Source organism: Sphingopyxis sp. Root1497 (genome assembly GCF_001427085.1).
GTDB lineage: Bacteria > Pseudomonadota > Alphaproteobacteria > Sphingomonadales > Sphingomonadaceae > Sphingopyxis.
The window spans coordinates 602481-627116 of the sequence record NZ_LMGF01000005.1 but is presented as its reverse complement, the minus strand read 5'-3'; the positions used below and the strand labels follow the sequence as shown (position 1 = coordinate 627116).

At 63.0% G+C, this 24636-nt stretch carries 22 protein-coding genes; 11 read left to right on the top strand and 11 right to left on the bottom strand.

Going from position 1 to position 24636, the window contains the following annotated elements; translation table 11 throughout:
- Positions 1–253: 253 nt before the first annotated feature.
- Positions 254–1282, bottom strand: coding sequence for an IS110 family transposase (locus ASD67_RS17430; protein WP_056350008.1), 1029 nt, complete (start codon positions 1280–1282; stop codon positions 254–256).
- A 326-nt stretch (positions 1283–1608) separates the two neighbouring features.
- On the opposite strand from ASD67_RS17430, the gene ASD67_RS17425 reads away from it, so the two are divergent.
- Together ASD67_RS17425 and ASD67_RS17420 are read left to right on the top strand one after the other, a co-directional pair.
- Complete coding sequence (locus ASD67_RS17425; RefSeq protein WP_056350005.1) at positions 1609–2055, top strand: carboxymuconolactone decarboxylase family protein; 447 nt, start codon at positions 1609–1611, stop codon at positions 2053–2055.
- A gap of 748 nt (positions 2056–2803) precedes the next feature.
- Positions 2804–3805, top strand: coding sequence for a fumarylacetoacetate hydrolase family protein (locus ASD67_RS17420; protein WP_056350004.1), 1002 nt, complete (start codon positions 2804–2806; stop codon positions 3803–3805).
- Positions 3806–3848: 43 nt separating this feature from the next.
- Here ASD67_RS17420 and ASD67_RS17415 read toward each other — a convergent pair whose 3' ends face one another.
- Genes ASD67_RS17415 through phhA form a run of 4 tightly spaced genes read right to left on the bottom strand, consistent with a single transcriptional unit; the run spans position 3849 to position 6905 of the window.
- On the bottom strand, positions 3849–4133 hold the full coding sequence (locus ASD67_RS17415) for a 4a-hydroxytetrahydrobiopterin dehydratase (protein WP_056350002.1): 285 nt from the start codon (positions 4131–4133) through the stop codon (positions 3849–3851).
- 10 nt (positions 4134–4143) lie between these two features.
- Positions 4144–4800 carry an SDR family oxidoreductase gene (locus ASD67_RS17410; protein ID WP_056350000.1) on the bottom strand — a complete coding sequence of 219 codons (657 nt, stop codon included), beginning with the start codon at positions 4798–4800 and terminating at the stop codon, positions 4144–4146.
- A gap of 21 nt (positions 4801–4821) precedes the next feature.
- Complete coding sequence (locus tag ASD67_RS17405; RefSeq protein ID WP_056349999.1) at positions 4822–6048, bottom strand: amino acid aminotransferase; 1227 nt, start codon at positions 6046–6048, stop codon at positions 4822–4824.
- On the bottom strand, positions 6045–6905 hold the full coding sequence (gene phhA / locus ASD67_RS17400) for a phenylalanine 4-monooxygenase (RefSeq protein ID WP_056349998.1): 861 nt from the start codon (positions 6903–6905) through the stop codon (positions 6045–6047). The genes ASD67_RS17405 and phhA overlap by 4 nt, the downstream gene beginning before the upstream one ends.
- A 113-nt stretch (positions 6906–7018) precedes the next feature.
- Here phhA and ASD67_RS17395 point away from each other — a divergent pair, with 113 nt between their 5' ends.
- On the top strand, positions 7019–7471 hold the full coding sequence (locus ASD67_RS17395; protein WP_235535716.1) for an Lrp/AsnC family transcriptional regulator: 453 nt from the start codon (positions 7019–7021) through the stop codon (positions 7469–7471).
- Positions 7472–7636: 165 nt separating this feature from the next.
- Here ASD67_RS17395 and ASD67_RS17390 read toward each other — a convergent pair whose 3' ends face one another.
- Complete coding sequence (locus ASD67_RS17390) at positions 7637–9166, bottom strand: amidase (protein ID WP_056349994.1); 1530 nt, start codon at positions 9164–9166, stop codon at positions 7637–7639.
- 176 nt (positions 9167–9342) lie between these two features.
- Between ASD67_RS17390 and ASD67_RS17385 the strand changes: the two genes are divergently transcribed.
- Both ASD67_RS17385 and ASD67_RS17380 read left to right on the top strand, forming a co-directional pair.
- Positions 9343–10503 (top strand): zinc-binding dehydrogenase, encoded by a 1161-nt coding sequence (locus ASD67_RS17385; protein WP_056349992.1) that lies wholly within the window; start codon positions 9343–9345, stop codon positions 10501–10503.
- Between the two features lie 16 nt (positions 10504–10519).
- A complete protein-coding gene (locus tag ASD67_RS17380; RefSeq protein WP_056349990.1) occupies positions 10520–11437 on the top strand; it encodes a glutathione S-transferase family protein in 918 nt (305 codons plus the stop codon).
- Here the strand turns inward: ASD67_RS17380 and ASD67_RS17375 are convergent.
- From ASD67_RS17375 to ASD67_RS17355, 5 genes are all read right to left on the bottom strand, one after another.
- Positions 11434–11811, bottom strand: a complete 378-nt coding sequence (locus tag ASD67_RS17375) for a PaaI family thioesterase (protein WP_200938057.1) — start codon at positions 11809–11811, stop codon at positions 11434–11436. The genes ASD67_RS17380 and ASD67_RS17375 overlap by 4 nt on opposite strands.
- A gap of 39 nt (positions 11812–11850) precedes the next feature.
- Positions 11851–12942: a DUF2855 family protein gene (locus tag ASD67_RS17370; protein WP_056349985.1), complete on the bottom strand. Its 1092-nt coding sequence runs from the start codon at positions 12940–12942 to the stop codon at positions 11851–11853.
- 150 nt (positions 12943–13092) lie between these two features.
- Positions 13093–14022, bottom strand: a complete 930-nt coding sequence (locus ASD67_RS17365; protein WP_082545144.1) for an alpha/beta hydrolase — start codon at positions 14020–14022, stop codon at positions 13093–13095.
- A gap of 69 nt (positions 14023–14091) precedes the next feature.
- Entirely contained in the window at positions 14092–15537 is a 1446-nt protein-coding gene (locus ASD67_RS17360; protein WP_056349981.1) for an aldehyde dehydrogenase family protein, read from the bottom strand.
- Positions 15538–15699: 162 nt separating this feature from the next.
- Positions 15700–17304 (bottom strand): acyl-CoA dehydrogenase family protein, encoded by a 1605-nt coding sequence (locus ASD67_RS17355; RefSeq protein WP_056349979.1) that lies wholly within the window; start codon positions 17302–17304, stop codon positions 15700–15702.
- Between the two features lie 132 nt (positions 17305–17436).
- On the opposite strand from ASD67_RS17355, the gene ASD67_RS17350 reads away from it, so the two are divergent.
- The 6 genes from ASD67_RS17350 to ASD67_RS17325 are packed head-to-tail and all read left to right on the top strand — an operon-like array spanning position 17437 to position 24459.
- On the top strand, positions 17437–18405 hold the full coding sequence (locus ASD67_RS17350; protein WP_056349976.1) for an NAD(P)H-dependent flavin oxidoreductase: 969 nt from the start codon (positions 17437–17439) through the stop codon (positions 18403–18405).
- Positions 18406–18452: 47 nt separating this feature from the next.
- On the top strand, positions 18453–20234 hold the full coding sequence (locus ASD67_RS17345) for an AMP-binding protein (RefSeq protein ID WP_082545142.1): 1782 nt from the start codon (positions 18453–18455) through the stop codon (positions 20232–20234).
- The gene (locus ASD67_RS17340) at positions 20227–21045 is read left to right on the top strand and encodes an alpha/beta fold hydrolase (RefSeq protein WP_056349972.1); all 819 of its coding nucleotides are present in this window, start codon (positions 20227–20229) and stop codon (positions 21043–21045) included. The genes ASD67_RS17345 and ASD67_RS17340 overlap by 8 nt, the downstream gene beginning before the upstream one ends.
- Positions 21042–22745, top strand: coding sequence for an acetolactate synthase catalytic subunit (locus ASD67_RS17335; protein ID WP_056349969.1), 1704 nt, complete (start codon positions 21042–21044; stop codon positions 22743–22745). Before ASD67_RS17340 ends, ASD67_RS17335 begins: the two co-directional genes overlap by 4 nt.
- The gene (locus ASD67_RS17330) at positions 22742–23515 is read left to right on the top strand and encodes an SDR family oxidoreductase (RefSeq protein WP_056349968.1); all 774 of its coding nucleotides are present in this window, start codon (positions 22742–22744) and stop codon (positions 23513–23515) included. The genes ASD67_RS17335 and ASD67_RS17330 overlap by 4 nt, the downstream gene beginning before the upstream one ends.
- Positions 23512–24459 (top strand): SMP-30/gluconolactonase/LRE family protein, encoded by a 948-nt coding sequence (locus tag ASD67_RS17325; RefSeq protein ID WP_235535715.1) that lies wholly within the window; start codon positions 23512–23514, stop codon positions 24457–24459. The genes ASD67_RS17330 and ASD67_RS17325 overlap by 4 nt, the downstream gene beginning before the upstream one ends.
- Positions 24460–24636 lie beyond the last annotated feature (177 nt).

Below are 24636 nucleotides of genomic sequence, written 5' to 3'. Positions count from 1 at the left end.
CCGTTGGCAAGCGGTTTCTAGAACGATGCAGTTTGCCGGTTGGTGCAGCCATGTGTCCGGCCTGTGATGCGGCCTTGTCATGCGCCGCTGGCCATGATGCCTTTCGCGCGGATCGGGTCCCGACCAATTGGACGCACTCGAGGTGCACCGGCCAAAATGGGTTTTCCTGATCCGGCGGTTTCAACCGGCTTTGTGCATCAGCTCCTGTCTGCCCTTCCCAACCTCGGCGACGCCATGATCGGCGCCTGATCTCCTATGCGTGCGCGACCTGCGGTTCGCGGTAGTGCTCTCCGCTCGTCATCAGCGCCCAGACCATGCGGGCGGTTTTGTTAGCTAGCGCCACAGCTGCAACTTTCTTCGCGCGACGCTTCATCAGTTCGATGAGCCACGGCCGTTTGGTACCGTGCCGCTCGGCATGGCGGATGACGGCCATCGAACCGACGACGAGCATCTGACGCAGATACTGGTTGCCCGCACGCGATATGCCGCCGAGCCGCTCCTTCCCTCCGCTGGAGTTCTGCCGCGGGACCAAGCCTATCCACGCGGCGAGGTCGCGGCCTGTCTTGAACAGACGCGGATCGGCGACGCTGGCAACAAAGGCGCTGGCAAGCAGCGGGCCGATGCCGGGAATCTCCATCAACCGCCGCCCGACTTCTGTGTCGCGCGCACTCGCACGGATGCGCCGGTCGTTCTCGAGGATCTGTTCCTTCACGATGGCGAGCTGCGCCCCGAGCGTCTCCAGGCAGAGCCGGGCATCGGGTGGAATCCTCTCGTCATCTTTGTCGGCGACTATCGCCAGCAGGCGCTCGAGCCCAATGCGCCCCACCGGCGCCACGATCCCAAACTCCGACATATGGGCCCGCGTCGCGTTCGACAGCTGAGTGCGCTGGCGGTTGAGCATCAGTCGGACCCGGTGAAGCATCATCACGCTCTGCTGCTCCGGAGTCTTCACCGTCACGAACCGCATCGTCGGCCGCATCACCGCCTCGCAGATCGCCTCGGCATCGGCAGCGTCATTCTTGCCGCGCTTCACATAGGGCTTCACATATTGCGCCGGCATCAACCGAACATCATGCTCCAGCGCGATCAACTCCCGGGCCCAATGATGCGATGTACTGCAGGCCTCGATGCCGACCAGACATCGCGGTAGCTTCGCGAAGAACGGAATTACCCGCGCCCGGCTCAGGCGCTTGCGCACCAGAACCTCGCCTGCGGCATCAACACCGTTGACCTGAAACACCGACTTCGCGATATCCAACCCGACTGTTGCAATCTTCTCCATCGTAGCTCTCCTTCCAGCTCATCCTGCGGATCATACCGCGGGGAGTTGGAGAGCCGTCCACGTCATCAATTGGGGTCAGGCGGCTTTCAACTCCGATTCCGGATAAGCGGACATTCTGTAGCGGTACGACAATGCCGTGGCCCCTCGTTTCCTGGCGCGACCTGATCGGTACACTGCGCTAGATCAATCTCGGACCTTTCTTCCGATCCCTTTCGCCAACATCCGGTCGAACCGGCATTTTTATTTGCGTGGGATGTCACAGCGGAGGGATCCCGCTCGTCAGACATGGTGACGCCGATTTTGGCTTAGGAAGAAAGGAAGATCAGATGAACCGGTTGAATTGGTCCGAAGTTGCTCCCGCCGGAGCGAAGGCGCTGTACGGTGTGCACCATTATGTCACCAACAGCACAGCCCTCCCTGAGGAACTGATCCACCTCATCTTCCTCCGGGTCTCCCAGATCAACGGATGCGCGCACTGCATCGATCTGCATACCCGGGACCTGCTCAAGACCATGTCGATCGACAAGGTCGCGCTCCTTCCGGTGTGGCATGAAGTCCCGCATCTCTTCCCCGACCAGTATCGCGCAGCACTGGCTTGGGCAGAGGAAGTCACGCGCGTCAGCGAGACCCATGCTTCCGACGAGGCCTATGCAGCGGCCGCCGAAGCCTTCGAACCGAAAGACCTCGTGGACCTGACGATCGCGATTGCGGCGATGAACGCCTTCAACAGGCTCGGCGCACCATTCCGCCTTCCGGTTGCGGCCAAGCCCTGAGGTGTCAGCGCTGCTCTTTTTGGCGTCGCGGTACAATATCAGGTCTACCAGCGAGGCTAATTGCGCCGCGCGACCCAGGAGGGCTCTCCTTTCAGGAAACACGGCTCTTCATCTTACGCCCGTCCGATTTTGATCGGGCGGGCGTTCTTTTTCGGGAAATCGTCGCTTATGGCCGGTTGCGGTCCTGCTGCTTTTTTGCAGCGAGGTCTAAAAAGCCGACTTCGTCTGCCAGGCTCTACCAGATAGCAGGAATCCAACGTCCGCTTTCGAGCACTGGTCGGCCATCGCCGCTATGTCCGACATCGGGCGCTTTGCGGCCGTTTACGAGAATACGACACTGTTCGCCAGTGAACGCAGACGGCGGTAGCGTCGCACTTTGGAGGTGATTTGAAAGTAGCGCTGCACAAAGGAGGCGTGGCGGCGCGGCGCAACGAACGAGTATGAGAGATGGGGTGCGGCAGTTTCATCTCATCCATCACCGCTCGGTGGTCGGCCAGCGGCGGCAGGTGAGCTACCGCAAATTCTTGATCAGCTGCCCCAAATCCCTGAGTGCGACCCCCATTTTAAGGACCGCGAACGGCCGCTTTCATTTGACATGAAACGCCGGCCTATTTAGTTTCAAATGAAACTAGTATCTTTGGGGAGGGATTGGAATCGACCGGCGGAGCTCAATCTCGAGCAGGTCCGGAAAACTCGGTTTCAGAGCTAGCTATCTTCAACATTCTCCGTCCGGAAGGTATCCGATTATATGAAACTCGCCTCACTCAGGTCCGGCCGTGATGGCCGCCTCGTCGTCGTATCGCGTGACCTCCGCTTTTACGCCGACGCGTCGCATATCGCGCCGATTATGCAGGCGGCGCTGGACGACTGGGAGGCGGTTCGGAGCGATCTTGAAGCACTGGCCGAAGGCCTCGACAATAGCACAGCGGAACGCCACCGTTTCGACGCGGGCGAGGCCGACGCCCCCCTGCCCCGCTCCTTCCAGTGGGCCGACGGTTCGGCCTATGTGAACCATGTCGAGCTGGTCCGTAAGGCGCGCGGCGCGGAAATGCCCCAGAGCTTCTGGACCGACCCGCTGATGTATCAGGGCGGGTCGGACAGGTTCCTCGCGCCGCATGACAGCATTCCGCTCGCCGATCCGTCCTGGGGATGCGACATGGAAGCCGAGATCATCGTCGTGACCGGCGACGTGCCGCAGGGCGCCAGCCGCGAGGATGCGCTCGCGGCGATCAGGCTGGTCGGCCTCGTCAACGACGTGTCGCTCCGCAACCTGATCCCGGCCGAATTGGCGAAAGGATTTGGTTTCGTCCAGTCGAAGCCCGCCTCGGCGCTATCCCCGGTGCTCGTCACCCCCGAGGAGCTGGGCGACCGGTGGCGCGACGGCAAGCTGCACGGCACGCTGAGCGTCGACCTCAACGGCGAACCCTTCGGGCGCGCGCGCGCTGATGTCGACATGACGTTCGATTTCGGCACGCTGATCGCGCATCTTGCCAAGACCCGCAGCCTCGGCGCGGGATCGGTCATCGGATCGGGCACAGTGTCCAACCGCGACGCCGACGGCGGGCCTGGACGCCCGGTGCGTGACGGCGGGCTCGGTTACAGCTGCATCGCCGAAATCCGCACCGTCGAGACGATTGTCGACGGCGCTCCGAAAACGCCTTTCCTGGTGCAGGGCGACGCGGTGCGGATCTGGATGGAGGACGATCGTGGCCAGTCGATCTTCGGCGCCATCGATCAGACTGTCGCCTGACAGCGAGCGCCGGGCGCGGCCCCGGTCTCGCGACGCCCGCCGTTCAGGTGATGCGGTCGATGAGCCGCGCCAGATCGACATCGCGGCGGGTCACGCCCCCCGCGTCGTGGGTGGTGAGCCAGATTTCCAGACGATCATAGACATTCGTCCACTCGGGATGATGGTCCGCCTTCTCCGCCTGAATCGCGATCTGGGTCATGGCACCGAAAGCTGCTCCAAAATCCGGGAAGGAGAAACGGCGGTAGAAGGCACGGCGCGGTGGATCATAGCTCCAGCCGGACAAGGTGCGCAGCGCGGTTTCGCGCTCGATCGTCGAAAGCGGTGACATAAAATATCCTTCAGGCGGGATGGGTCACCGGTACCAGCGCGCCGTTGATCGCGCGCGCGGCATCGGTGGTCAGAAAATGGATTGCATCGGCGATGGCGGCCGGCGAGGTCCAACGAGACGGATCGGCGTCGGGCATGTCGGCACGGTTGCGCGGCGTATCGATGATAAGCGGCAGCACGGCATTGACCCGAATCCCGGCGCCTGTCTCTTCCGCAAGCGCCTCGGTCAAGCGCGCGACGCCGGACTTCGAAGCCGCGTAGGCGCCGAAGCCCGCGGCCGCACGCTGCGCCGCCTGAGCGCCGATGAACACGATCGACCCCCGCGCCATGTGCGGCAGAAGCGCCCGGACGCAGGACACGGCCGTTCCGACATTCGCCTCGAACATCGTCCGCCAGCTTGCAACCGTGCCATCTTCGACCCGCTCCCAAGCGAAAGCCCCGATGAGATGGACATAGGCATCGACGCCGCCGAGGAGGCTCACCGCACGCCCGACGGCCGCGTCCGCCTGTCTCTCGTCGGCAAGATCACCGGCAGGGATCAACGCCTCGTCTGCGCGGCCCTCCACCGGTCTGCGGCTGAGCGCCGCCACTTGGTCACCCGCCCCGCGATAGCGGTCGAGCACAGCCTGTCCGAGCGCTCCATCGGCGCCCGCGATAATCACGCGCATATATGTCCTCTATCGGCCGGATCACGCGGGCAGCAATGTTCCGCCCGGCGTCACGGCCGCGGCGGTGTCGCCCAGACAGGAGGCGATCGCCGCCGCGAAGCGCCCAACATTGTCCGCATTGAGACCCGCGATATTGATGCGGCCCGACGCGGGCATGTAGATCGCATGCTCCGCGCGCAATTCCTCGACCGCTGCACCGTCTATCGGCAGGAGCGCGAACAGTCCCTGTTGCCGCGCGATCGGCGCGAGCGCCGGATGGACCGCGGCCAGGAGCGATCGGAGACCGTTGATCCGGGCGCACATTTCTTCAAGTTCGGCGCGCCACTCGGCGGCCAGTTCGGGATCTTCGAGAATGGTGCGGACGATCGCCGCGCCGTGATCGGGCGGCATCGACCACAGGCTGCGCGCCAGCACGAGCATCGTCTCGCGCACCGGCACCGCCGTTTGGGGCATGGCGGACTGAACCCACAGCGCGCCGACCCGGTCGCGGTAGAGCGCGAAATTCTTGTCGCAGCTGTAGGCGACAAGCGCTTCGGGAACGGCGGAGAGGAGCCGGCGGACGCCCGCGGCGTCGGCATCAAGACCTTGGCCGAGCCCCTGATAGGCAAGATCGACGAAGGGCGTGAGGCCTCGCGCGACCGCCATATCGGCAAGGCGCCGCCATTGCGCCGGCGACAAGGCGGTGCCCGTCGGATTGTGACAGCATCCATGGAGCAGGACGACATCGCCCGGAGCGGCTGCCGCGAGGCTCCCGAAGAACGCCGCCTCGTCGATCCCGGCGGCCGACGCGTCGAAATAGGCGTGGCGGCGCACGGTCAGTCCGGCTTCGCGGAAGATCGGCTCGTGATTGGGCCAGGTCGGGGTTCCGACCCAGACAGCCCCTGCCCGGGCGCGCGCGAGCAACTCGGCCCCGAGCCGAAGCGCCCCCGTCCCTCCCGGCGTTTGCACACCGGTGATGCGGTCGCTGGCGGCAAGGTCGGGACCGAGCGCGATCTCGGCGAGGAGATCGGTGTAGCGCTGGTCCCCCTCGGCACCGAGATAGGATTTGCTCTGCTGCTCGGCGAGCAGGCGCGCCTCGGCCCGTTTGACCGCGCGCATGACGGGGGTCGCCCCCGACGCGTCGCGATACACACCCACCCCGACGTCGATCTTGTCGGGCCGCGGATCGGCCCGATGCAAACCTATCACAGCGAGCAGCGCATCGGCTGGCTGGCGTTCGAGGGCAGTAAGAAGCGATGCGCCGCTCATGCTGCCTTCGCCCTTGCATAGGCCTGGGTCCCGCGCGTGAAGACATGATCGCCGGGCAGGATCGTTTCGATCTCGATATCCGCCTGCCCTTCTAGCTCGGCGTAAAGCGGACCGAAGTCGGTGTTGAGCGTCTGGTCGAGCAGGTCCTCGAAGCTGTCGATCACGAAATAATTCTGCTGAAAGTCGTCGATCCGGTACTTGGTGCGCATCAGGCGTCGCAGGTCAAAGCCGATGCGGTTCGGCGACGGGTCGTCGAGCGCGAAGAGGGACTCGGTATAGGAGGAGACGATACCTGCCCCGTAGAGTTTCAGCTCGTCGCCGGAACGGACCAGTCCGAATTCGACCGTGTACCAGTAGAGACGTGCAAGCTTTTCGATGACGCCCGCCTGTGCGGCGCGCTGCCCGCCTTCGCCATAGGCCTGCATATAGTCTGCGAACACGGGATGCGCGAGCAGCGGCACATGACCGAAGACGTCATGGAACACATCGGGTTCCTGAAGATAGTCGAGCTGGTCGCGGCGGCGGATGAAATTACCGGACACAAAGCGCCGATTGGCAAGATGATCGAAAAAGATATCGTCGGGCACGAGGCCGGGAACCGCCACGACCTGCCATCCCGTGGCTTTCATCAGCCGCTCCGACAACTCTTCGAAATCGGGAATACCGGGCTTGGACAATCTGAGCACATCGAGGCCAGCGATGAACTCTGGGGTCACGCGGCCCGGCAGCAGCGCGGCCTGACGCTCGAAGAGTATGTCCCAGGTTGCATGGTCTTCCGCCGTGTAGGCAGCCCAATTCTGCGGAATGGTCCAATCGGATGCGGCGCCTTCGGGGCGTATGAGACTATGCTGTGCCATGGCCGGCATAATGCCCGAGTGCCTCGGCAATTGCTTTTCAAAATTGCGGCGATTAGAGCGATATACGATACAGAATTTCAACGATCACGATAAATTTGACACGGGATTATATCTTGGACGCGGTGGACCGCAGAATCCTTGCAGCGTTGCAGCGCGATGCGTCGCTCACCCATGCCGATCTTGGCGAGCGCGTCGGGGCCTCGAGCGCCTCGTGCTGGCGCCGCGTGCGCGCGCTGGAGGAGGCGGGCGTCCTGACCGGACATGTCCGGCTGGTCGACCCCGCCAGCATCGGGCGCGGGGTCAATGTGCTTTGCAACATCAGGGTAAGGAGCCACAGCCTCGAGGACCGCCAGAGCTTTGAGGCCTTTGTGCAATCCTGCCCAGAGATCGTCGAATGTTTCTCGATGTCGGGCGAGTGGGACTATCTGCTTCGCGTCGTCGTCGCGGATGTGGCCGATTATAACCAATTTCTGATGGACACGGTACTAGCGCACCCCTCGGTCGCCGGAGGGTCCTCGCATTTCGCTTTGGCGACGACCAAATATACCACCGCACTGCCGGTCTGATCCGGCATCTCCTCGGCCGCAGCAGCCGACGATATCGGCTTGCCAGGAGACAAGAGCGGCCGCGCGTCAGCCGCGTCAGTTGGCCGCGGCCATGTCGAAGGGACGGCGAAGGCTGCCGGGCGGTCGGAGGCGCGGGGTCTGGCCTTTTGTGCAGCCCCCCGTTTTTCACTGCCGTGAGGCAGGACGCATATCGGGCGCCAGCTGCTTTTCGAGCGCCCGCGCTGCCCTGTACAAGGTCGGCTCGTCATAATGGCGCCCGATCATCATTAAACCGATGGGGAGCGCGCCGCTAAAGCCGCACGGCACGCTCAGGGCAGGATGTCCGGTTGCATCGAAAACGCCCGTATTGGTCAGCGGCTCGCTTGCCAGTCTGACAGTGGTAGCCGCGTCCGCATCTGCCGGCGGCAAAGGCGGTGCCGTCATCGGTGTGGTGGGCATCACCAGCACGTCATAGACCGACAACATCTCGTCATAGGCGGCCGCGACCTTGCGCAACAGATTCTGCGCCCTGGCGTAATAGCGACCGTTATATTTCTCGTTCATGTGCAAAGCCGTGAGCGCGACCGCCGTCACATTCACGGGCCAGTCGTTCGCGGACTCGCGCCACCGTGCGAGATGGTCGAGCAGATCGACCGGATAGAAGCCCCGCTGCAAGGTACTCAGTCCGTGGGTCTGGAAAAGCGTCCTGATCGCGCCTTCGGCGGTAATGGGCACCCAGACAAGCGCTCCGGCCGCGTGTATCGGGATCGAAACATCCTCAACCGCGGCGCCAAGCTTGCCGAGGATCGCCGCAGCAGCGCGTACGGACTCATCGACAACGGGGTCGGAAATCGTGAGGCCGAAGCCTTCCTGGACGATCCCGATCCGCAGTCCCGCGACACCCACTTCGATGTCGGACAGATAATCGCCGGTGCGAGGCGCATTCTGCCGCGGATCGAGCCCGTCGGGGCCCGCGAGGGCTTGCAGCAACAAGGCGTTGTCGGTCACCGATCGGGTCATGGGACCCGCATGGTCCAGCGTCGGGTCGATGCCGATGATCCCGGTATAGGGCACAAGCCCGTGCGTGGGCTTCATACCGACAATCCCGCAAAAGCTTGCAGGAACACGGATAGAGCCGCCTTGGTCGGTACCGATTGCCATGTCGACGGCGCCGCTTGCGACGAGAACCGCGCAGCCCGAAGAGGATCCGCCCGCCATATGGGCCGGATCGTGCGGGTTGCGCACGGGTCCGGACGCGCTGGTGTGGCTGCCACCGGACGCACACATATACTCGCAAACCGCCTTGCCGGTGATGGTCGCGCCATGCGCGAGCACACGCGTCGCCACGGTTGCGTCACTCTCCGGTAGATATTCAAGCGCCGCCGCGGCCCCGTTCAGCACCGGCGCGCCAACAAAGCAGATATTGTCTTTCAAGGCGACACTGCGTCCGCCCAGCAGGCCGCTGCCGGCGCCTTCGGCGCGGATCCGAAAGGACCAGCCGTTGTGCGGATTCTGCTCGGCGGGCGGAACGCTCGCCGGCCCCCGCGGATATTGCGGCGACAGGATTTCGTCATCGAATGTGTCGAGTGCCCGGTACAGATCCATAGTCGGCTCGATGAGACCGCGTAGTTCTTCGATCTCCGTCTCGCTCAACTCAAGGCCAATCGCCGCCGCATAGCCGCGCAAGTCGATCGTCGTCGGGCTCAGGACCGCCATTGACACTCTCCCTCCCTGGGCCCTCCGCCAGCCAGTGTGCACGCAGGCACTCGCCGGACGTCCGCACCTGTTTCGCGCCTGCCTCGGGCGATTTCGAGGGCCGATCTATCAGCCCACTTGGCATAAGTAAATAATGTTCATATAAGCATCTCATCATGTTTTGGGGGAGTGAGAAAATGGCGCCCGTCAGCCCCGGTTCGAACCTGGCGATGTTTTCGGTTTTGCAGGCGAGTGGGGATTTCGAGATATTTCTCGACCGCCTGCCGATGCCGACGCCCGCAGACACGGAGGTGCTGGTCAAGATACTCGCCGCGCCGGTCAATCCGTCCGATACGCTTCTGATGTTCGAGAGCGCGGACCCCGGCAAAGCCGAAGCCTTTGTGCGAGGCGACCTCCCGGCTCTCAGAGCGAAGGTCGCGGCGGAAGCTCTTCCGTCACTGGAGGGGCGGATCGGCGATGCGCTGCCGGTCGGCAATGAAGCAAGCGGCAGGGTTATAGAGGCGGGCAGCGCCCCCGAGGCGCAGGCGCTTCTCGGGAAGAAGGTCGCCGTCGTCGGGGGTGCGATGTACGCCGGGTATCGCTGCTTGCCCGCCGGGGCGTGCCTGGCGTTGCCGGATGATGTGGACGTGCGGGACGGTGCCTCAAGTTTCGTGAATCCGATGACGGCAATGGGCTTTCTCGAAACCGCGCGGCGCGAAGGTCATCGTGCCATCGTTCATACAGCGGCGGCGTCGAACCTTGGCCTGATGCTGAACCGTTTGTGCGTTGCCGACGGCATTCCCCTGGTAAATATCGTGCGAAGCAAGGAACAGGCGGACCTGCTGCGCCGCGAAGGCGCGACATACGCCCTCAATTCGAGCGATCCCGATTTCGGCGACCAGCTTGCGGATGCGATCGCAGAGACCGGTTCGACGATCATATTCGACGCCATCGCCGGCGGGTCGCTGGGGGGGCGGGTTCTTTCCGCAATGGAATTGAATGCCTCGCGCAAGATGGCCGAATACAGCCGCTACGGATCGGAAACGCTGAAGCAGCTCTACATCTATGGCAGGCTGGACACCTCCCCCATCCAGCTGACGCACGATTACGGCTTTCGCTGGTCGGTTGCCGGCTGGTTGCTTACTCATTTCCTCGCCAGCGCCACTGGCGACCTGGTCGCGAAGATGCGTGCTCGGGTCGCATCCGAACTGACCACGACCTTCGCCAGCGGCTACAGCCATGAGATTACCCTCGAGCAAGCGCTCGATCCGGACGTGGTTGCGGCGTATGTCGCGAGGCGCACCGGTGAAAAATATCTCATCACGCCCCACCCGGCCGAACTCGGCGGGCGGGCGTGATTGCCGGATCGATAGCGTGACGGTCGTGCTGCACCATACGCTGCCGTCGCCCTTTGCCGAGCTTGGCCGCATAGCGCTCGGCTTCAAGGATATGCGATATCGATCGGTGCTGATCCCGAACGTGCTGCCCAAGGCCGATCTCGTCGCGCTGACCGGCGGCTATGCTCGAACGCCGGTGCTCCAGATCGGAGCCGACATCTATTGCGACACGGCGGCAATCCTCGATGCGCTTGAACGGCTCGAGCCGCAGCCAAGCTTCTATCCCCTGCCCCTCGGCAGCGCGCATCGCATGATCGCAAGCTGGGCTGGCGCGGCGCAGTTCATTGCGCATATCGGAGTTACTTTCGGCAATCTCCCCGCGAACGCTTTGCCGGAGGCGTTCATCGATGATCGAAAAGCGCGCTTCGGCCTCGATATTCCGCAGTTCAGGAGCACAGTACCGCATCAATCGTCGCAGGTGATGGCGACCGCAACCTGGATCGATCAGCTGCTGTCCGATGGCCGCGAGTTTATCGGCGGCGATGCTGCAGGCCATGGAGACCTCGCGCTCTACATCAATCTCTGGTTTATCCTCGGGCGGGTGCCGAATTCCTCCACGGCCGGGGCGATAAAAGCGCTGCCGTATCTGACCCGTTGGTACGGGCGCATTGCGGCAGTCGGGCATGGGCATCCGGAGGAGGCCAGCGCGGACGAGGCTTTGGCGATCGCCGATGCGGCCGTTCCCGATCTCACTGAAGATGTTGCGCCTGGCAATGAATTTTCCGCCGGCCAAAAGGTGCGCATCCGCACGGCCGATACATCGCTCGACGATCCGGTCGAAGGCGCCTTGCTGCGCCTGACGTCGTCGAGGATTTCGGTGTCAAGAGAGACGCCGACAGGTGGCAGGGTCGCTGTCAATTTCCCGCGGCTGGGCCAGCATATTTCGGCGGCCTAGTGCGGCATCAGGACCGCGTCGCCCCCGGCGACCAGGACTTCGCCGCCTTCATTCAGCGCGAAGATCTCGGCCTCGACGAAAAGCTGTCGCCGTCCAGCCTTTACGACATGGGCCCGTGCGATGAACCTCTCTCCGCTCGCCGGCCGGTAACAGCGCACCGAATATTGCACGACGACAATCCTGCCGGCGAGCGTAGCCGCGGCAAACCCGCATGACACGTCGATCAAGGCGCCCAGCGCGCCGGCGTGCAACAGGCCTGCATATTGCAGAAGTTCGGGTCTGGCCTTCACCCCGATCTCCGCACGGCCATCTGCCGCATGAAGCACCTCAAACCCCGCGAAGCCGTTGAAGCCCGACGCCGCGTTGACCTCCATGATAGTCGCAAGACTTGCCGCGTCACTCATGGGCCGGGCTCAGGAGACCGAGCTCGCAGCCAGGCTCAGAATATGGCCGTCCGCAGGGTCCGCCTTGCCGGTCAACATGTGGCGATAGATCGCAAGCACCGCGTCCGGCCCGTCGTGGCGGACAACACGAAGCCATTTTTCGGCCATGGCGACATCCTCGGCCCATGCTGCGGCAAATCGCCGTTCCACTTCCCCCGGCCCCCAGTCCGCGCTCCGCTTTTCGCTCTGGGCCGGGGCGAAGAAGAAACTGGGTTGGACTCCCTCGAACCCCGCGCCCGAACTGGAACCCCCGGCCCGATGCGTGCCGCCGACCGCGATGCTCTGTTTCAACTTCGTGTTGAGATGCCGATGGATCCTCGCCACCAGGGCGGGATCGCCGGCCATATCGACCAGCACCGCCGGCTCGAGATCGAGGGCGCCTGCTTGCCCATAAGTCAAAAGCTGGTCGTAGGCACCCGAAGAAGCGGCAAAGGCCAGGTTGGCAGGCGAAGTGAGCCCCACGACCTTGAGCGATGCGCGCGCCTTGGCTCGCAGCGCTACCGCCAGCGCAGTCTTGGAAGATGCACTTGAGAGGATGAGCTGGCTGCCCCCCCAAGCTTCCTTCTCGTCGATATAATCCTCGAGCAGAAAGCCGGTCATGAACAGCGGTTGCAGCAGCGCCTGCAGCGGCTCCTGGTTGTCGCCGCCGGCGCTCATGCGGCATTGGCTGTAGTAGTTGTAGAACAGCGAGAAGTGCGTTCGGTGGGGACTGGCGTCGACAAATCCCTCGGTGCCGATTTGCTTCGGCTCGGCGACAAAATGCGTTGCGATCGGCACATAGCCGTAGAAGCGCCGTCCCACCGGAAGATCGGGCAGCGTCGAGGCCGCGACGCGCATGAAGCCCCAAGCCGGGATGCGGCCGCGTGTGCCCAAAGTCGCTGGAAAGAAGTCCCAGTAGCCGAACGTTTCTCCGACATCGGCATAGGTGATCGTATTGGCGGTAAGCGCCAACTGCTCGACCGCCATCAGGACCTGACCCGGTGCCAGATCGGGCGCTTCCTCGGAAACAATCACGGCCTCGTCCAGCGCGGACCGGCTAACTTCTAGCGCTAGCATGCGCATATCATTTCTCCCGCCGCTCAGGCCCCGTTCCAATATCGACATTTGCACTTGTATCGCACACCCCGGGGACTTGAATGGTCGGCGACATGAATTCCGGTTACCGCCTGCCCCAACAGAAATTACATTCAGGAGGTGCAGGAACGGCGGCGTCTATCCTCCGAAGGACGCATTTATAAACGAGACGACGGTTCGCATTGCTGCGGCAGCGTCTTCCAGTTCGCCATGATACATTTGCCAGCCATGGAACATCTCGGGCCACACTTCGAGCGTGACACGAACGCCATGCTCGGCAAGACGCTCGGACAGCTGGAAGCCATCTGACAAAAGCTGCTCGGCTTCGCCGACCTGGATCATGATGGGCGGAAGGCCCGACAGATCTCCAAAGACGGGTGAAGCGTTCGGATGTTCGGCCGGCGCCCCGGCAAGAAACACCCGCGCCATGGTTTGAAGCGCGTCGGGCACGCCGGCATGAATCAGGTCCCGATCCGCGCGGGTCTGCATCGAGGAGCCGCTGTGCGTGAGATTTGCCCAAGGCGATAGTGCAACTCCCGCCAATGGCAGAGGGAGACCCATCGATTTGGCAATCGACATGACGGACACCGTCAGCGCACCGCCCGCGGAGTCACCCATGAAGATGATCTGGTCGGAGGCGACCCCGCGTTCGAGCAGCCAGCGATAGGCGGTAACGCAATCGTCGATTGGCTGGGGAAAGGGATGTTCGGGCGCCAGGCGGTAATGCGGCACGAAGACGGCCATATTCGTGACCGTCGCGATAAAGGATACGAAGCCTTTATATCCTTCAGGATCGCCGACGATGTAAGCGCCGCCATGAAAATATAAAAGCGCGCGGCCCTCGATCGGGTTCGGCGGGATGACATGCAGGCCCGGCACGCCAGCCATGTCCACCTGCCCGAAGGTCACACCCTCGGCGACCGGCATTGCGCCGAGCCCGCTACGATGGATGGCGCGCAGCTCATCGAGGCTCATTTCTGTCGAAGCGCCGCTGAGCGTATCGACAAATATCTGCATCATCGGCCCCATAGAGGCGAGGCGCTCAGCGAGCGGGCCAGGTAAGGTCATAGCGAAGCACTCCTTCAAACTTTGCCGCCCCGAAGACGGCCATTCCGCGACCGAGCAGGCAGGGACGAACTAGGACAGCGGGCCGGCCGCGACGTCTGCCGACCGCGGGAAGTGCGTCATGTTGATGACCTTGACCTGGGTGTATTCGGTCAAGCCCCGCTCTCCCAGCTCATATCCCACCCCGGACTGCTTGGCGCCGCCAAACGGGATATCGAACGGTAGGTCGAAATGCTTGTTTATCCATACCGTACCGGAGTTGATCCGTTCGGCGACTGCAATCGCCTTTTCGGTATCGCTGGCCCAGATCGTCGCGCCCAGGCCATAGGGGCTGTTGTTGGCCCGCGCGATGACCTCATCGATGCTGTTGTACGACAATATCGGCAGGATCGGGCCGAACTGCTCTTCCCGAACAAGCTCGGCATCATCGCTCAGGTCGCGCACGATGGCCGGCGCGACAAAAAAGCCGGCCTGGTTGCTCGGCTGCCCTTCAGCAACGAGTGTTCCGGCTGCTTTCGCATCCGCCAGAAAGCGCCTTACCTTTTCGAACTGGACGGCGTTTTGCAGCGGGCCGATCACGGTCTCGGGATCGGCGCCCGCACCGACTTTCGCCTCCTTCGTCAACCGGGCGAGTTCGGCGCAGAGCCGGTCGACAAGAGCCGCCGGGGCATAGATCCGCTTGGCAGCGAAGCAGACCTGGCCCGCATTCATCATCGCCGCGGCGAAGATGTGGGGCGCCGCAATCTCGACGTCTACATCGTGCAGAAGGATAGCAGGGTCATTGCCCCCCAGCTCGAGAGTGATGCGTTTCAAGGCGTTCGACGCACTCGACATCACCCGCTTGCCCGTTGCGGTGGAGCCCGTGAAACTGATTTTGGCAATGTCGGCATGGGCGGTCAGAGCCGCGCCAAGGTCGTTGTCGTCGACGATGATGTTGAGCACACCGGGCGGGAGGATATCGGCCGCTATGCTCCCGAGCAGGCAAGCGGTCAGCGGCGTGGTTGCAGCAGGCTTCGCCACCATCGTGTTGCCCACCGTAAGCGCGGGAGCAACTTTGCCGAGCATCAGCAGCAACGGAAAATTCCACGGCGTGATGGCCGCGACGACGCCAAGCGGCACATACTGCCTGAAAATCGCGCCATCGTCGGTGTCGCGGATCTTGCCCCCCGGCAGAGACTGGCCCGCGAAAAACCTGAGCACGTAGATCGCTCCGAAGACCTCGTGCGTGGCTTCGCGCGTCGGCTTGCCCTGCTCGCGCGTCAGCAGGTCGATCAGTTCGCCATGCCGGGCCTCAAGGGCATCTGCAAAAGCCAGGAGATAACGGCCGCGCTCGTCCTGGGGCAATGCGGCCCATTGCGGGAAGGCACGGCTGGCGGCGTCAATGGCCAGATTCAGCTGCGCTTCGTCGGCGCACGCGCATTCGGCGAAGGTTTCTGCCGTGGCAGGATCCACTACGCCGATCGACCGCGCCCCATCGACCAGTTTCCCGTCGATCAGTAGTTTATACATCGCTGCCATCTCCGCTCCCGATTTGTCGCGCCGGTCCGTACGCGATGCCGACTCCGATTTCGGGCCACCATCTACCGTTCCCGGACGGCTAAGTAAACATTGTTTATGCATCGCCGACAGCGGCTGACGCCGGCCTCCGGCGAGCGAGAGACCTCCAATGATCGGGCAGGACTACCGGCCCGCGAACGCAGCGATGAATTTTGCGCTCTTGGAAATAGCGCGATTACGGTCGCTGCTCAGCACGCGGCCATAGAGTTCGTCGATGGCGGTCTTGACCCGGGCACGGACATCGACCGGGAGGCGAAAAGCTGCGTCCAGAGCGTGCCGTTCCGCTTCCGTAGACGCGAGACTTGCGAGCGCCTCGGCCATCGGACCTCCTGCAAAGGTCGCCCGCCGTTCAGCGCTGTCGGCCTCGAGCGCCGCCAGAAATATGTCCGCCAAGGGCTGCGCTAGCAGCGCTTCGTCTTCGTGCCCGGAAGAAACGCCCTCGAGGACATGCTCGGCGAGCCGCAGAATGACCGAGCCATCAGGGCCGGCTTGCTGGTGCGGATCTCGCCTGCTCCATCTCGAACGAAATGTCTTTGTCGCAAGACCGCGGTTGATCTCGTTCGTGCCTTCGTAAATTCTCTGCACCCGAGCATCCCTGTAGGCGCGCGCGACACCATATTCCTCGGAGTATCCGTTGCCGCCGTGAATTTGAATCGCCTCGTCCGCACAAAAGGCGAGGGTTTCCGAACCCATGACCTTGATCAAGGCGGCCTCGGCCTGGAAGAGGGCGAATGCCGAATGCGGATCGGCACCGCTTTTCTTCTCCGCGTCGATCAGGTGCGCCGTGCGATAGACCGCGGCCTCCAGCGCGTAGGTCCGCGCCGTCATTATGGCGAGCTTCTCTCGCACTGCCGGCAGCTGCGAAATCGGCTTGCCGAAGGCGACCCTGTCTTCGGCATAGCGCCACGAGGTCCCGATCAAATCGCGGCAAGCCCCGACGCTGATTGCGCCCACCTTCAGCCGCCCGGAGTTGAGCGTGCCGAAGGCAATCCGCGTCCCGTCCCCGGGTGCACCGATCAGATTGCTTTCGGGAACGAACACGTCGTCGAACGTCACGGTCGTGGTGGAAGAGCCGTGCATGCCGAGCTTCTTCTCCTCGGACCCGATCGACACGCCGGTCCAACCCCTTTCGACCACGCACGCGCTGAAATGGAATGCGTCTCCTTGCTGGAAATGTCCGAACACGACGAAGACATCGGCCACGCCGCCATTCGATATCCAGGACTTGGTCCCGGACAGACGCCACCCGCCATCAACTGCACGCGCCTTCGTCCGCGCGCCCTGCGCGTCAGAGCCACTGCCAGGTTCGGTCAGACAATATGCGCCGATCAGCTCGCCGGAGACAAGCCGGGGAAGATAAGCGGCTGCCAGGCTTGCATCGGCGTAACGCGCCAGCGGAATGGACGCTAGGCTCGCATGCGCCACATAGGCGACCGAGAGCGAACCGGTCGGGCCGAGGGCCTCCATGATCCGGCAATTCTCCACCGTCGACAAACCGAAGCCGCCTCGGTCTTCGGACACTTCGACCCCCAGCAGGTCCAGCGATGCCATCTCGCGTAAGCGCGCAACCAACGCTGGGCGGTCGACGGTTCCCAGGGTGATGGCATCTCCCCAGCCCGACACGAGTCTGTCGATCATGTCGCCCAAGGGGCGCAAATCATCCTGCATCGCCTCCGGAAATGCATCGGCCTCGCCGCCCCAGGCCAGCCAGGAACCACTCTCGGTCATCGATCGCCCTCTCGCAAAAAAATTTGACGGCATTCTATTCGCAAACTATGTGAACATTGTCCAGTTAAGGAATCGGGGAAGACCAAGCTCGCAGCACGCAGAGCAAAAATGACAGGAAGAGGACGGGATTACATGGCGTTGCCGGAAATTTTGAGAGACCGCCTGAGGCTGCCGCTTATCGCCTCGCCTCTTTTTATCATTTCGAATCCGGAGCTGGTAATCGCCCAGTGCAAGGCCGGGGTCGTGGGCTCCTTTCCCTCGTTGAATGCGCGACCGCTGTCGCTGCTCGACGAGTGGCTGCATCAGATAAAGGAAGAACTGGCGGCCTGGGACCGGGATAATCCGGACCGTCTTTCTGCGCCGTTCGCGGTCAACCAGATCGTGCACAGAACCAATAACCGTCTCGACCAGGATATGGAGCTTTGTGCCAAGCACCGGGTGCCGCTCGTCATCACGTCCCTCGGCGCGGACGCGGGGCTGAACGCGGCTGTCCATGATTGGGGCGGCATCGTGCTCCATGACGTCATCAACAATCGCTTCGCCAGCAAGGCGATCGAAAAGGGTGCCGATGGCCTCATTGCGGTGGCGGCCGGTGCCGGCGGACATGCTGGCACACTCTCGCCTTTTGCGCTGGTGCAGGAGCTGCGAGACTGGTTTGACGGGCCCATTGCGCTCTCCGGCGCCATCGCGAATGGCGGCGCGATTCTGGCCGCGCAGGCATGCGGCGCCGATCTGGCCTATGTCGGATCTGCTTTCATCGCGACAACCGAAGCCAACGCCGATCAGCGCTACAAGGAGATGATCGCCCAATGCAGCTCGGATGACATCATCTATTCAAATCTCTTCACCGGCGTTCACGGAAATTATCTGCGGCCTTCCGTCGTTGCGGCCGGGATGGATCCCGAAAATCTTCCGCAATCCGATCCCTCCAAGATGAGCTTCAAATCGGGTGGCGAGAGCGATGCCAAGGTCTGGAAGGACATCTGGGGCTGCGGCCAGGGAATTGGCGCGGTCAAAGAGGTGTTGCCGGTCGCACGGTTGGTCGAGCGGATGAGCGAAGAATATCGCAGCGCCAAAAACAGCCTGAAGCTGGCCGCGTAAGACCGCAAGCCACGAGAGCGAACGCCGGCACGGAGAGGCTGAATCAAATGTCTGACGGAATTTGGTCCACGGGAATAGGCATTCGCCATCTTCTGCGCGACGTGGCGGAGCGTGCGCCCGATGCTCTCGCCATCGTTCATCGGGCCAGCGCTGGATCCGATGCCTGTCGATCGCTGACCTATGCCGAGCTAGTACGGACGATCGACCGCCTGGCAGCCGGAATGGCGTACTACGGCATACAATCGGATGATACCGTCGCGATCATCGGCGCGTCGCTTCCCGAATATCTTGCAGCATTTTACGCCGCCAGCGATATCGCGACGGCGTTTCCAGTCAATTCGCTGCTGTCGGGCGAAGCGCTGGCCCGGCAGTTCCAGCTTGGCGGCGTCACGATGTGCATCATTGTGGGCGAGCCGGGGGCAAACGGGCTTGGCGCACGTGTTGCCGAAGCAATCGCATCAGCCCCGCGGGTTCGCGCCGTCGTCAGTACGGTCGAAGCTCCGATCCAGATCCCCGAGGCCGATATCCAGCATTTGAGCTGGAGCGACCTGCAGAGCTGCGGAGAGGTTCCCGAACGGGCGCGCGACCCTGAAGCAATCGGCGCCCTTTTTCATACCGGCGGCACAAGTGGCTCGCCGAAACTTGCGCGGCTGAGCCGGCGCGCGCTGGTCGCTGGGCCGACTTTCGCCGGACAGGTCCTGGAATGGAAGGCGACGGACCGCGCACTGAACCTGCTTCCCTATTTCCACGTTGGCGGCGCGCTCGCTCTGGCCACGAGCGCTCTTCTTTCGGGCGCCGCCAATCTTACCTGCGGCCTCCTGGGCGCACGCGATCCGGAGCTCGTCGCGAACCTCTGGACCGTCATCCGCGAGATGAAGGTCACGGTCGCCGGCCTCGTGCCTACCAGTTGGTCGGCTGTCGCCGAGCATCCGCTGCCGAAGATGACAGAGCCGTTCCGGGCGATGGTCACAGGCGCGAGCACCATGCCCGAGGTCATTCGCACGCGGCTGGTCGACGGGACCGGCATCTCTTTTTGCGAAGTCTATGGCATGACCGAATTTGCGGGCTTCTGCTCCGGCCAGCCACTTGACGGTCGCCTGGACCGAGCCGGCGTCGGCTTCCTGCCGCCCAAACTCGAAATCGCACTTGTCGAACCGCTTGGCGAAGTTGCATTGCGCGGACCGAGTGCTTTCTCGGGCTATCTGGTCGATGCCGGTATCTCCGAAAATCCCGGCGGACGCCATGTCAAAACCGGCGATCTGGGTATGTGGGACGAAGGCGGGCAGCTGCTGCTACGCGGACGGATCAAAGACGTCATCGTGCGCAGCGGTCACAACATCGACCCCTTGTCGATCGAGGACATCGCAGCGCGCTATCCGCACATCCGGCAGGCCGCCGCCGTTGGAAGGCCCGATGCCTATGCCGGCGAAGTGCCTGTGCTTTATGTCGTCATCGAGGATGGTTTCGATCGTCCGCATTTCGACGAGTATCTCCGCGCAAACATACTCGAGCCGCCCGCGCGTCCGCGCCATGTCGAAATTCTGCCGGCTCTTCCGACGACCAATGTCGGCAAACTCAATCGCAGCCGCCTTCGCCAGCTCGCTGCAATATCCGCAGCGCAGGAGGCGCTCGCGGATTGCCCGCCGATATCCATCGAATGCGGCGACCCGGCCGCGCGCGAAGTCTTACTTGTCTGGCCCGATCCGATTGGAAGCGAGCTCCTGCAACGATGCACCGCGGCCCTTGGCGGCATCGGCATGACATGGCGGGTGGAGCCGCGAGCGGCCCATGACGAGATTGTGAAAGGGGAGGTAAAGCTCAATGCCTGAAACATCGGACAACAGTCTGCCCACGGTCGTTTGTCTTCATTCGCTGTTTCTGTCGCCTGTCATGTTCGACGACTTGCGGGCGGATATCGGAGCGGATGCCAACGTCATCACGCCGACCTTTCCAGGCCAGGCCGAGCGGCTAGGCGAGGCAAACGAGACCGTTTCGATCGAGAACTGCGTCGACGACGTGCTCAAAACGCTTGATGCCGCCGGCGTCGAGAGTTTCTCGCTCGTCGCCCAATCTATGGGTGCGGACGTGGCAGTGCGAATTGCCGCCCGCCATCCGCACCGGGTCGATCGCATGGTGCTGCTCGGCGCATCGGCGCGCGCCGAACCCGCCGAGCAGCGTGAAGCCTTCGCCGCGTCGACTGCCGAGGTGGCCAGGAACGGTTTCGGGCCGGAGCTCGTGGAATTTGTCCTAGGCGTCCTCTTTGCGAAAACGACGCTGGATAATCCGGCCAAGGCGGCCATGCTAGATGACGTCCGCCGCCACCTTGGCGGTATCGGCCCCAATTTCGTTCATGCGGCGACCGGCGTTGTCGAGCGCGAGAGTGCCGTCAGCCTCCTGCCCGACATCAAGGCGGCAACGCTTGTTATTTCGGGCACGGAAGATCTGGTTCGCCCGCCGGCCTGGTCGGACGAGCTCTTCGAGGGCATTCCGGACTGTCAGCTGTGGCGGCTGAAAGGCGTCGGCCACAGCCCCGCTCTCGAAGCGCGCGAACTCGTCAACCCCAAAATCATCGACTTCCTGGGGCTTAAAGCCGGGGCGAACCGAACTGTCGGATCGCCGGCGAAGAAAGGTTATAAATGAGCGACACAGTAGCCCAAGCCATTGCCAAAGCCCTGATCCGCCACGAGGTCGAGATCATTTTCGGGCAGAGCAATCCGAGCGCCTTGATGCTCGCGGCCGAAGACGCGGGGGTCAGACAGATTCTCTTTCGCACCGAGAACGCAGGCGGCGTGATGGCCGAAGGCTATGCGCGCATCACAAACAAGATCGGGGTGATCGCGGTTCAGAATGGTCCGGCTGCGACGCTTGCCGTCGCGCCGATGGCGGAGGCTATCAAGGCCTCGATCCCGATGCTCGTCCTCGTGCAGGATGTTCCGACCGACGTGCGTGACCGTAATGCATTTCAGGACTTCGATCATCTGGCGCTCTTCAGCGGCGTTTCGAAGTGGACCCGCACGATTGATGATCCCGCACGTGTCGATGATTATATCGACCTTGCGATGATGCACGCCAATGGTGGGAGACCGGGGCCGGTTGTCCTTCTCTTGCCAAAAAATGTCCTCAATATGCCCGTCCAGCCGGCGAAGCTCGTCCGGTCGCGGAGCCTTGGCTCTTTCCCGCTCGATCGTCCACGACCCGACGCGCAGGCGGTCGAGGCTGCCGCCCGGCTTCTCGGCTCGGCGCGCGCGCCGTTGATCATGGCCGGAGGCGGTGTTCACGTATCGGGCGCGGCGACTGCCCTCTCGCGCCTGTCCGACGCGGCCCATATTCCCGTCGCGACCACCAATATGGGCAAGGGCGCCATTGACGAGACATCGCCGCTTTCCATCGGGGTTGCTGCCAATGTGACCGGACGGACCGGGCCGGCATTTTACACACGGGATCTGGTGACGGATGCCGACGTCATCCTCTTCGTCGGCAACCGGACCAATGAAAATGGCACCGACAGCTGGCAGCTGACCTCTTCTGACGCGCAATATATCCATGTCGATATCGACCCGGTCGAAATCGGTCGAAACTATGAATCGGTGCGGCTCCTCGGCGATGCCCGCGCCGCGCTCGACGATTTGACGGAAGCCGTTCTCAAGATCGATTTGAGCGCGAGAAGGGCCGCACGCCCCGCGATCGAAGCGCGCATTCGCGAGGGGCGAGAAAAGCGCGGTACGGACCTCGCAAAACTGTATGCTCGGAATGCCGAGCCGATCTCGCCGCTGAAATTGATGGCCGATCTCGATCCGCTCATCGGCCCCGACGATATCGTCGTTGCCGACGCGAGTCTTGCGACGCTTTGGGTCACGGCATTTCTGACCGCACGTGCGGGCGGTCAGCGTTTCCTCACCCCGCGCGGCATCGCCGGGCTCGGATGGGGCATGCCTTACGCGCTCGGCGCGAAGCTCGCGCGGCCCGATGCCAAAGTGATCGCGATCGTCGGTGACGGCGGGTTTGCGCACGTCTGGTCAGAAGTTGAAACCGCTGTGCGCGAACGGATTCCCGTCGTCACCATCGTCCTCAACAATGGCGAGCTTGCCTATCAGCGATTGGGAGAGGAGGCCCAGTTCGGCCGCGCGACGTCCGCGATCGAATTTGCTCCCGTCGATCACGCGGCCATGGCCTCGACGGCTGGCGCGGTGGGAATCCGGGTCGAACATGTAAACCAGATCAGGCCGGCGCTTGAGGCGGCGTTGAAGGCGGACCTTCCGACGGTCGTCGAAGTGATCGTCGATCCAAAGGCTCTGCCTCCCCATAGCATGCTCAACGAGATGATCGGGGCGACGCTGTGAGCCAGCCGGGCCGCCATCAGGACCGTGTCGTCATCGTCACGGGCGGTGCCGGCGGAATCGGCAGCGCTATCGCGGAACGTTATCTTTCGGAAGGCGCCCGTGTCGGCATTGTCGACGCGAGCTCAGCCGCGCTTGCGGACGCGCGGTCGCGCTGGGCAAGGCATGGCGACAATGTCGCTTATGCCGAGGCCGACGTGGGATCTTATGCCGAGGTGTCGCGCACCGTTGCCGAGGTGGAGGATGCGCTCGGGCCGGTCGACACGCTGGTCATGAATGCCGGCATCTCGCCCAAGCATGATGGACGGGGTGCGCGGATTGACGAGATGACTCCCGAAGAGTGGCGGCTGGTGAACAGCGTCAATCTCGACGGCTGCTTCAACTTTGCCCGCGCTCTGTCACCGGGAATGATCGCCCGCCAATTCGGCCGCATGATCACCATGTCGTCGGTGTCGGCGAAGATCTACGCGCCCTTCGTGGGGATCCATTACCCGACGACCAAGGGCGCCCTGCTGAGCTTTACCCGCCATCTGGCAGGCGAGCTCGGTCCTTATAACATCACGGCCAATGGCCTTGCGCCAGGGCGCATCAGGACGCCGATGATTGCGTCGGTCGATGACTCGGTAAACCAGAACGTCATCGACATGACCCCGCTTCGCCGCCTCGGCGAGCCGGAGGAGGTAGCCGCCGCATGCTGTTTCCTGACCTCTCCCGACGCTTCCTTCATCACCGGACAGGTCATCGATGTGGCCGGCGGTCTAGCCATGACGTGAACAGCGAGCCGCACATGCAGCATCAGCCACCAACCCCTGAAATCATCTGCGACGGGCTCGGCTTTCCGGAAGGTCCCGTCGCGCTGGCCGATGGCTCGGTCCTCCTGATGGAGATCGAGCACGGGACGGTTTCACGCGTGTCGCCCGATGGCCGGCGCTCGATCGTCAAGGAGGTGGGCGGCGGCCCCAACGGCGCCGCGATCGGTCCCGATGGCGCGCTATACATCTGCAACAATGGCGGCATGGCCTTTGCTCTCGTCGATGGGCTTAAAATTCCGCAGGGGCCGAGCGCGGACCACACGCACGGATGGGTTCAGCGGCTCGACCTGGACTCCGGCGAATTGACCGTCGTCGTCGAGTCCGCTGGCGGCCAACCGCTGATTGCTCCCAACGATCTTGTCTTCGACAAGAGCGGCGGCTTCTGGTTCACCGATCATGGCAGCCGGACCGAGCATGGCATGCGTTTCGGCGCCCTGTGCTACATGCCGTCCAGGGCGGGCGGCTGCGATGCGATACGCGTGAGAGACGGGCTGATGTCGCCCAACGGCGTCGGCCTCTCGCCTGACGGCCTGACGCTTTACGTCGCCGACACCTGGACTGGACGCCTCCTTTCGTTCGAGGTTGCGGGTCCGGGTCGGGTCGCCGAACCACCCCCCTTCCATCCGGGAAACATCGTCGCGACTTTGCCGGGCTTCCAGCTGCTCGACAGTCTCGCGGTCGAGGCGGACGGCCATGTTTGCGTCGGAACATTGGTCAATGGCGGCATCACGATATTCTCGCCGAGCGGCGACACCGAGCATGTCGCCTTGCCCGATATGCTCGTCACCAATCTGTGCTTCGGCGGCCCCGATATGCAGGATGTGTGGCTGACCTGCTCGGGCTCGGGAACGTTACGCAAGGCGCGCTGGTCCCGCCCTGGACTGCCGCTGGCTTTCGGGCGGTGAAGAGCCACGTGGCTGGCACATAAAATCCTGAAACGGGGAAGATGATCAAGTGCTGGCCGCAGTCACCCACCACGAAAACTGTATCGAGTGAATGAACATTGTTCATAGTGCTGAGGCTGAGGAGAGGGAGAAGAAAATGAAACGCTATGGAATCACGACAAGCTGTCTTGCATTGTC

Bases quoted from the DNA above. Each gene is read 5' to 3' on its own strand.
- ASD67_RS17390 (WP_056349994.1), bottom strand. From the start codon at position 9,166: ATGGCGGTCCTGAGCCCGACGACGATCGACTTGCGCGGCTATGCGGCG.
- ASD67_RS17355 (WP_056349979.1), bottom strand. From the start codon at position 17,304: ATGACCGAGAGTGGTTCCTGGCTGGCCTGGGGCGGCGAGGCCGATGCA.
- ASD67_RS17410 (WP_056350000.1), bottom strand. From the start codon at position 4,800: ATGCGCGTGATTATCGCGGGCGCCGATGGAGCGCTCGGACAGGCTGTG.
- ASD67_RS17375 (WP_200938057.1), bottom strand. From the start codon at position 11,811: ATGGAGGTCAACGCGGCGTCGGGCTTCAACGGCTTCGCGGGGTTTGAG.
- ASD67_RS17425 (WP_056350005.1), top strand. From the start codon at position 1,609: ATGAACCGGTTGAATTGGTCCGAAGTTGCTCCCGCCGGAGCGAAGGCG.
- ASD67_RS17360 (WP_056349981.1), bottom strand. From the start codon at position 15,537: ATGGCAGCGATGTATAAACTACTGATCGACGGGAAACTGGTCGATGGG.
- ASD67_RS17370 (WP_056349985.1), bottom strand. From the start codon at position 12,942: ATGCGCATGCTAGCGCTAGAAGTTAGCCGGTCCGCGCTGGACGAGGCC.
- ASD67_RS17420 (WP_056350004.1), top strand. From the start codon at position 2,804: ATGAAACTCGCCTCACTCAGGTCCGGCCGTGATGGCCGCCTCGTCGTC.
- ASD67_RS17405 (WP_056349999.1), bottom strand. From the start codon at position 6,048: ATGAGCGGCGCATCGCTTCTTACTGCCCTCGAACGCCAGCCAGCCGAT.
- ASD67_RS17335 (WP_056349969.1), top strand. From the start codon at position 21,042: ATGAGCGACACAGTAGCCCAAGCCATTGCCAAAGCCCTGATCCGCCAC.
- ASD67_RS17365 (WP_082545144.1), bottom strand. From the start codon at position 14,022: ATGACCTTACCTGGCCCGCTCGCTGAGCGCCTCGCCTCTATGGGGCCG.
- ASD67_RS17415 (WP_056350002.1), bottom strand. From the start codon at position 4,133: ATGTCACCGCTTTCGACGATCGAGCGCGAAACCGCGCTGCGCACCTTG.
- ASD67_RS17430 (WP_056350008.1), bottom strand. From the start codon at position 1,282: ATGGAGAAGATTGCAACAGTCGGGTTGGATATCGCGAAGTCGGTGTTT.
- ASD67_RS17385 (WP_056349992.1), top strand. From the start codon at position 9,343: ATGGCGCCCGTCAGCCCCGGTTCGAACCTGGCGATGTTTTCGGTTTTG.
- phhA (WP_056349998.1), bottom strand. From the start codon at position 6,905: ATGGCACAGCATAGTCTCATACGCCCCGAAGGCGCCGCATCCGATTGG.
- ASD67_RS17350 (WP_056349976.1), top strand. From the start codon at position 17,437: ATGGCGTTGCCGGAAATTTTGAGAGACCGCCTGAGGCTGCCGCTTATC.
- ASD67_RS17340 (WP_056349972.1), top strand. From the start codon at position 20,227: ATGCCTGAAACATCGGACAACAGTCTGCCCACGGTCGTTTGTCTTCAT.
- ASD67_RS17345 (WP_082545142.1), top strand. From the start codon at position 18,453: ATGTCTGACGGAATTTGGTCCACGGGAATAGGCATTCGCCATCTTCTG.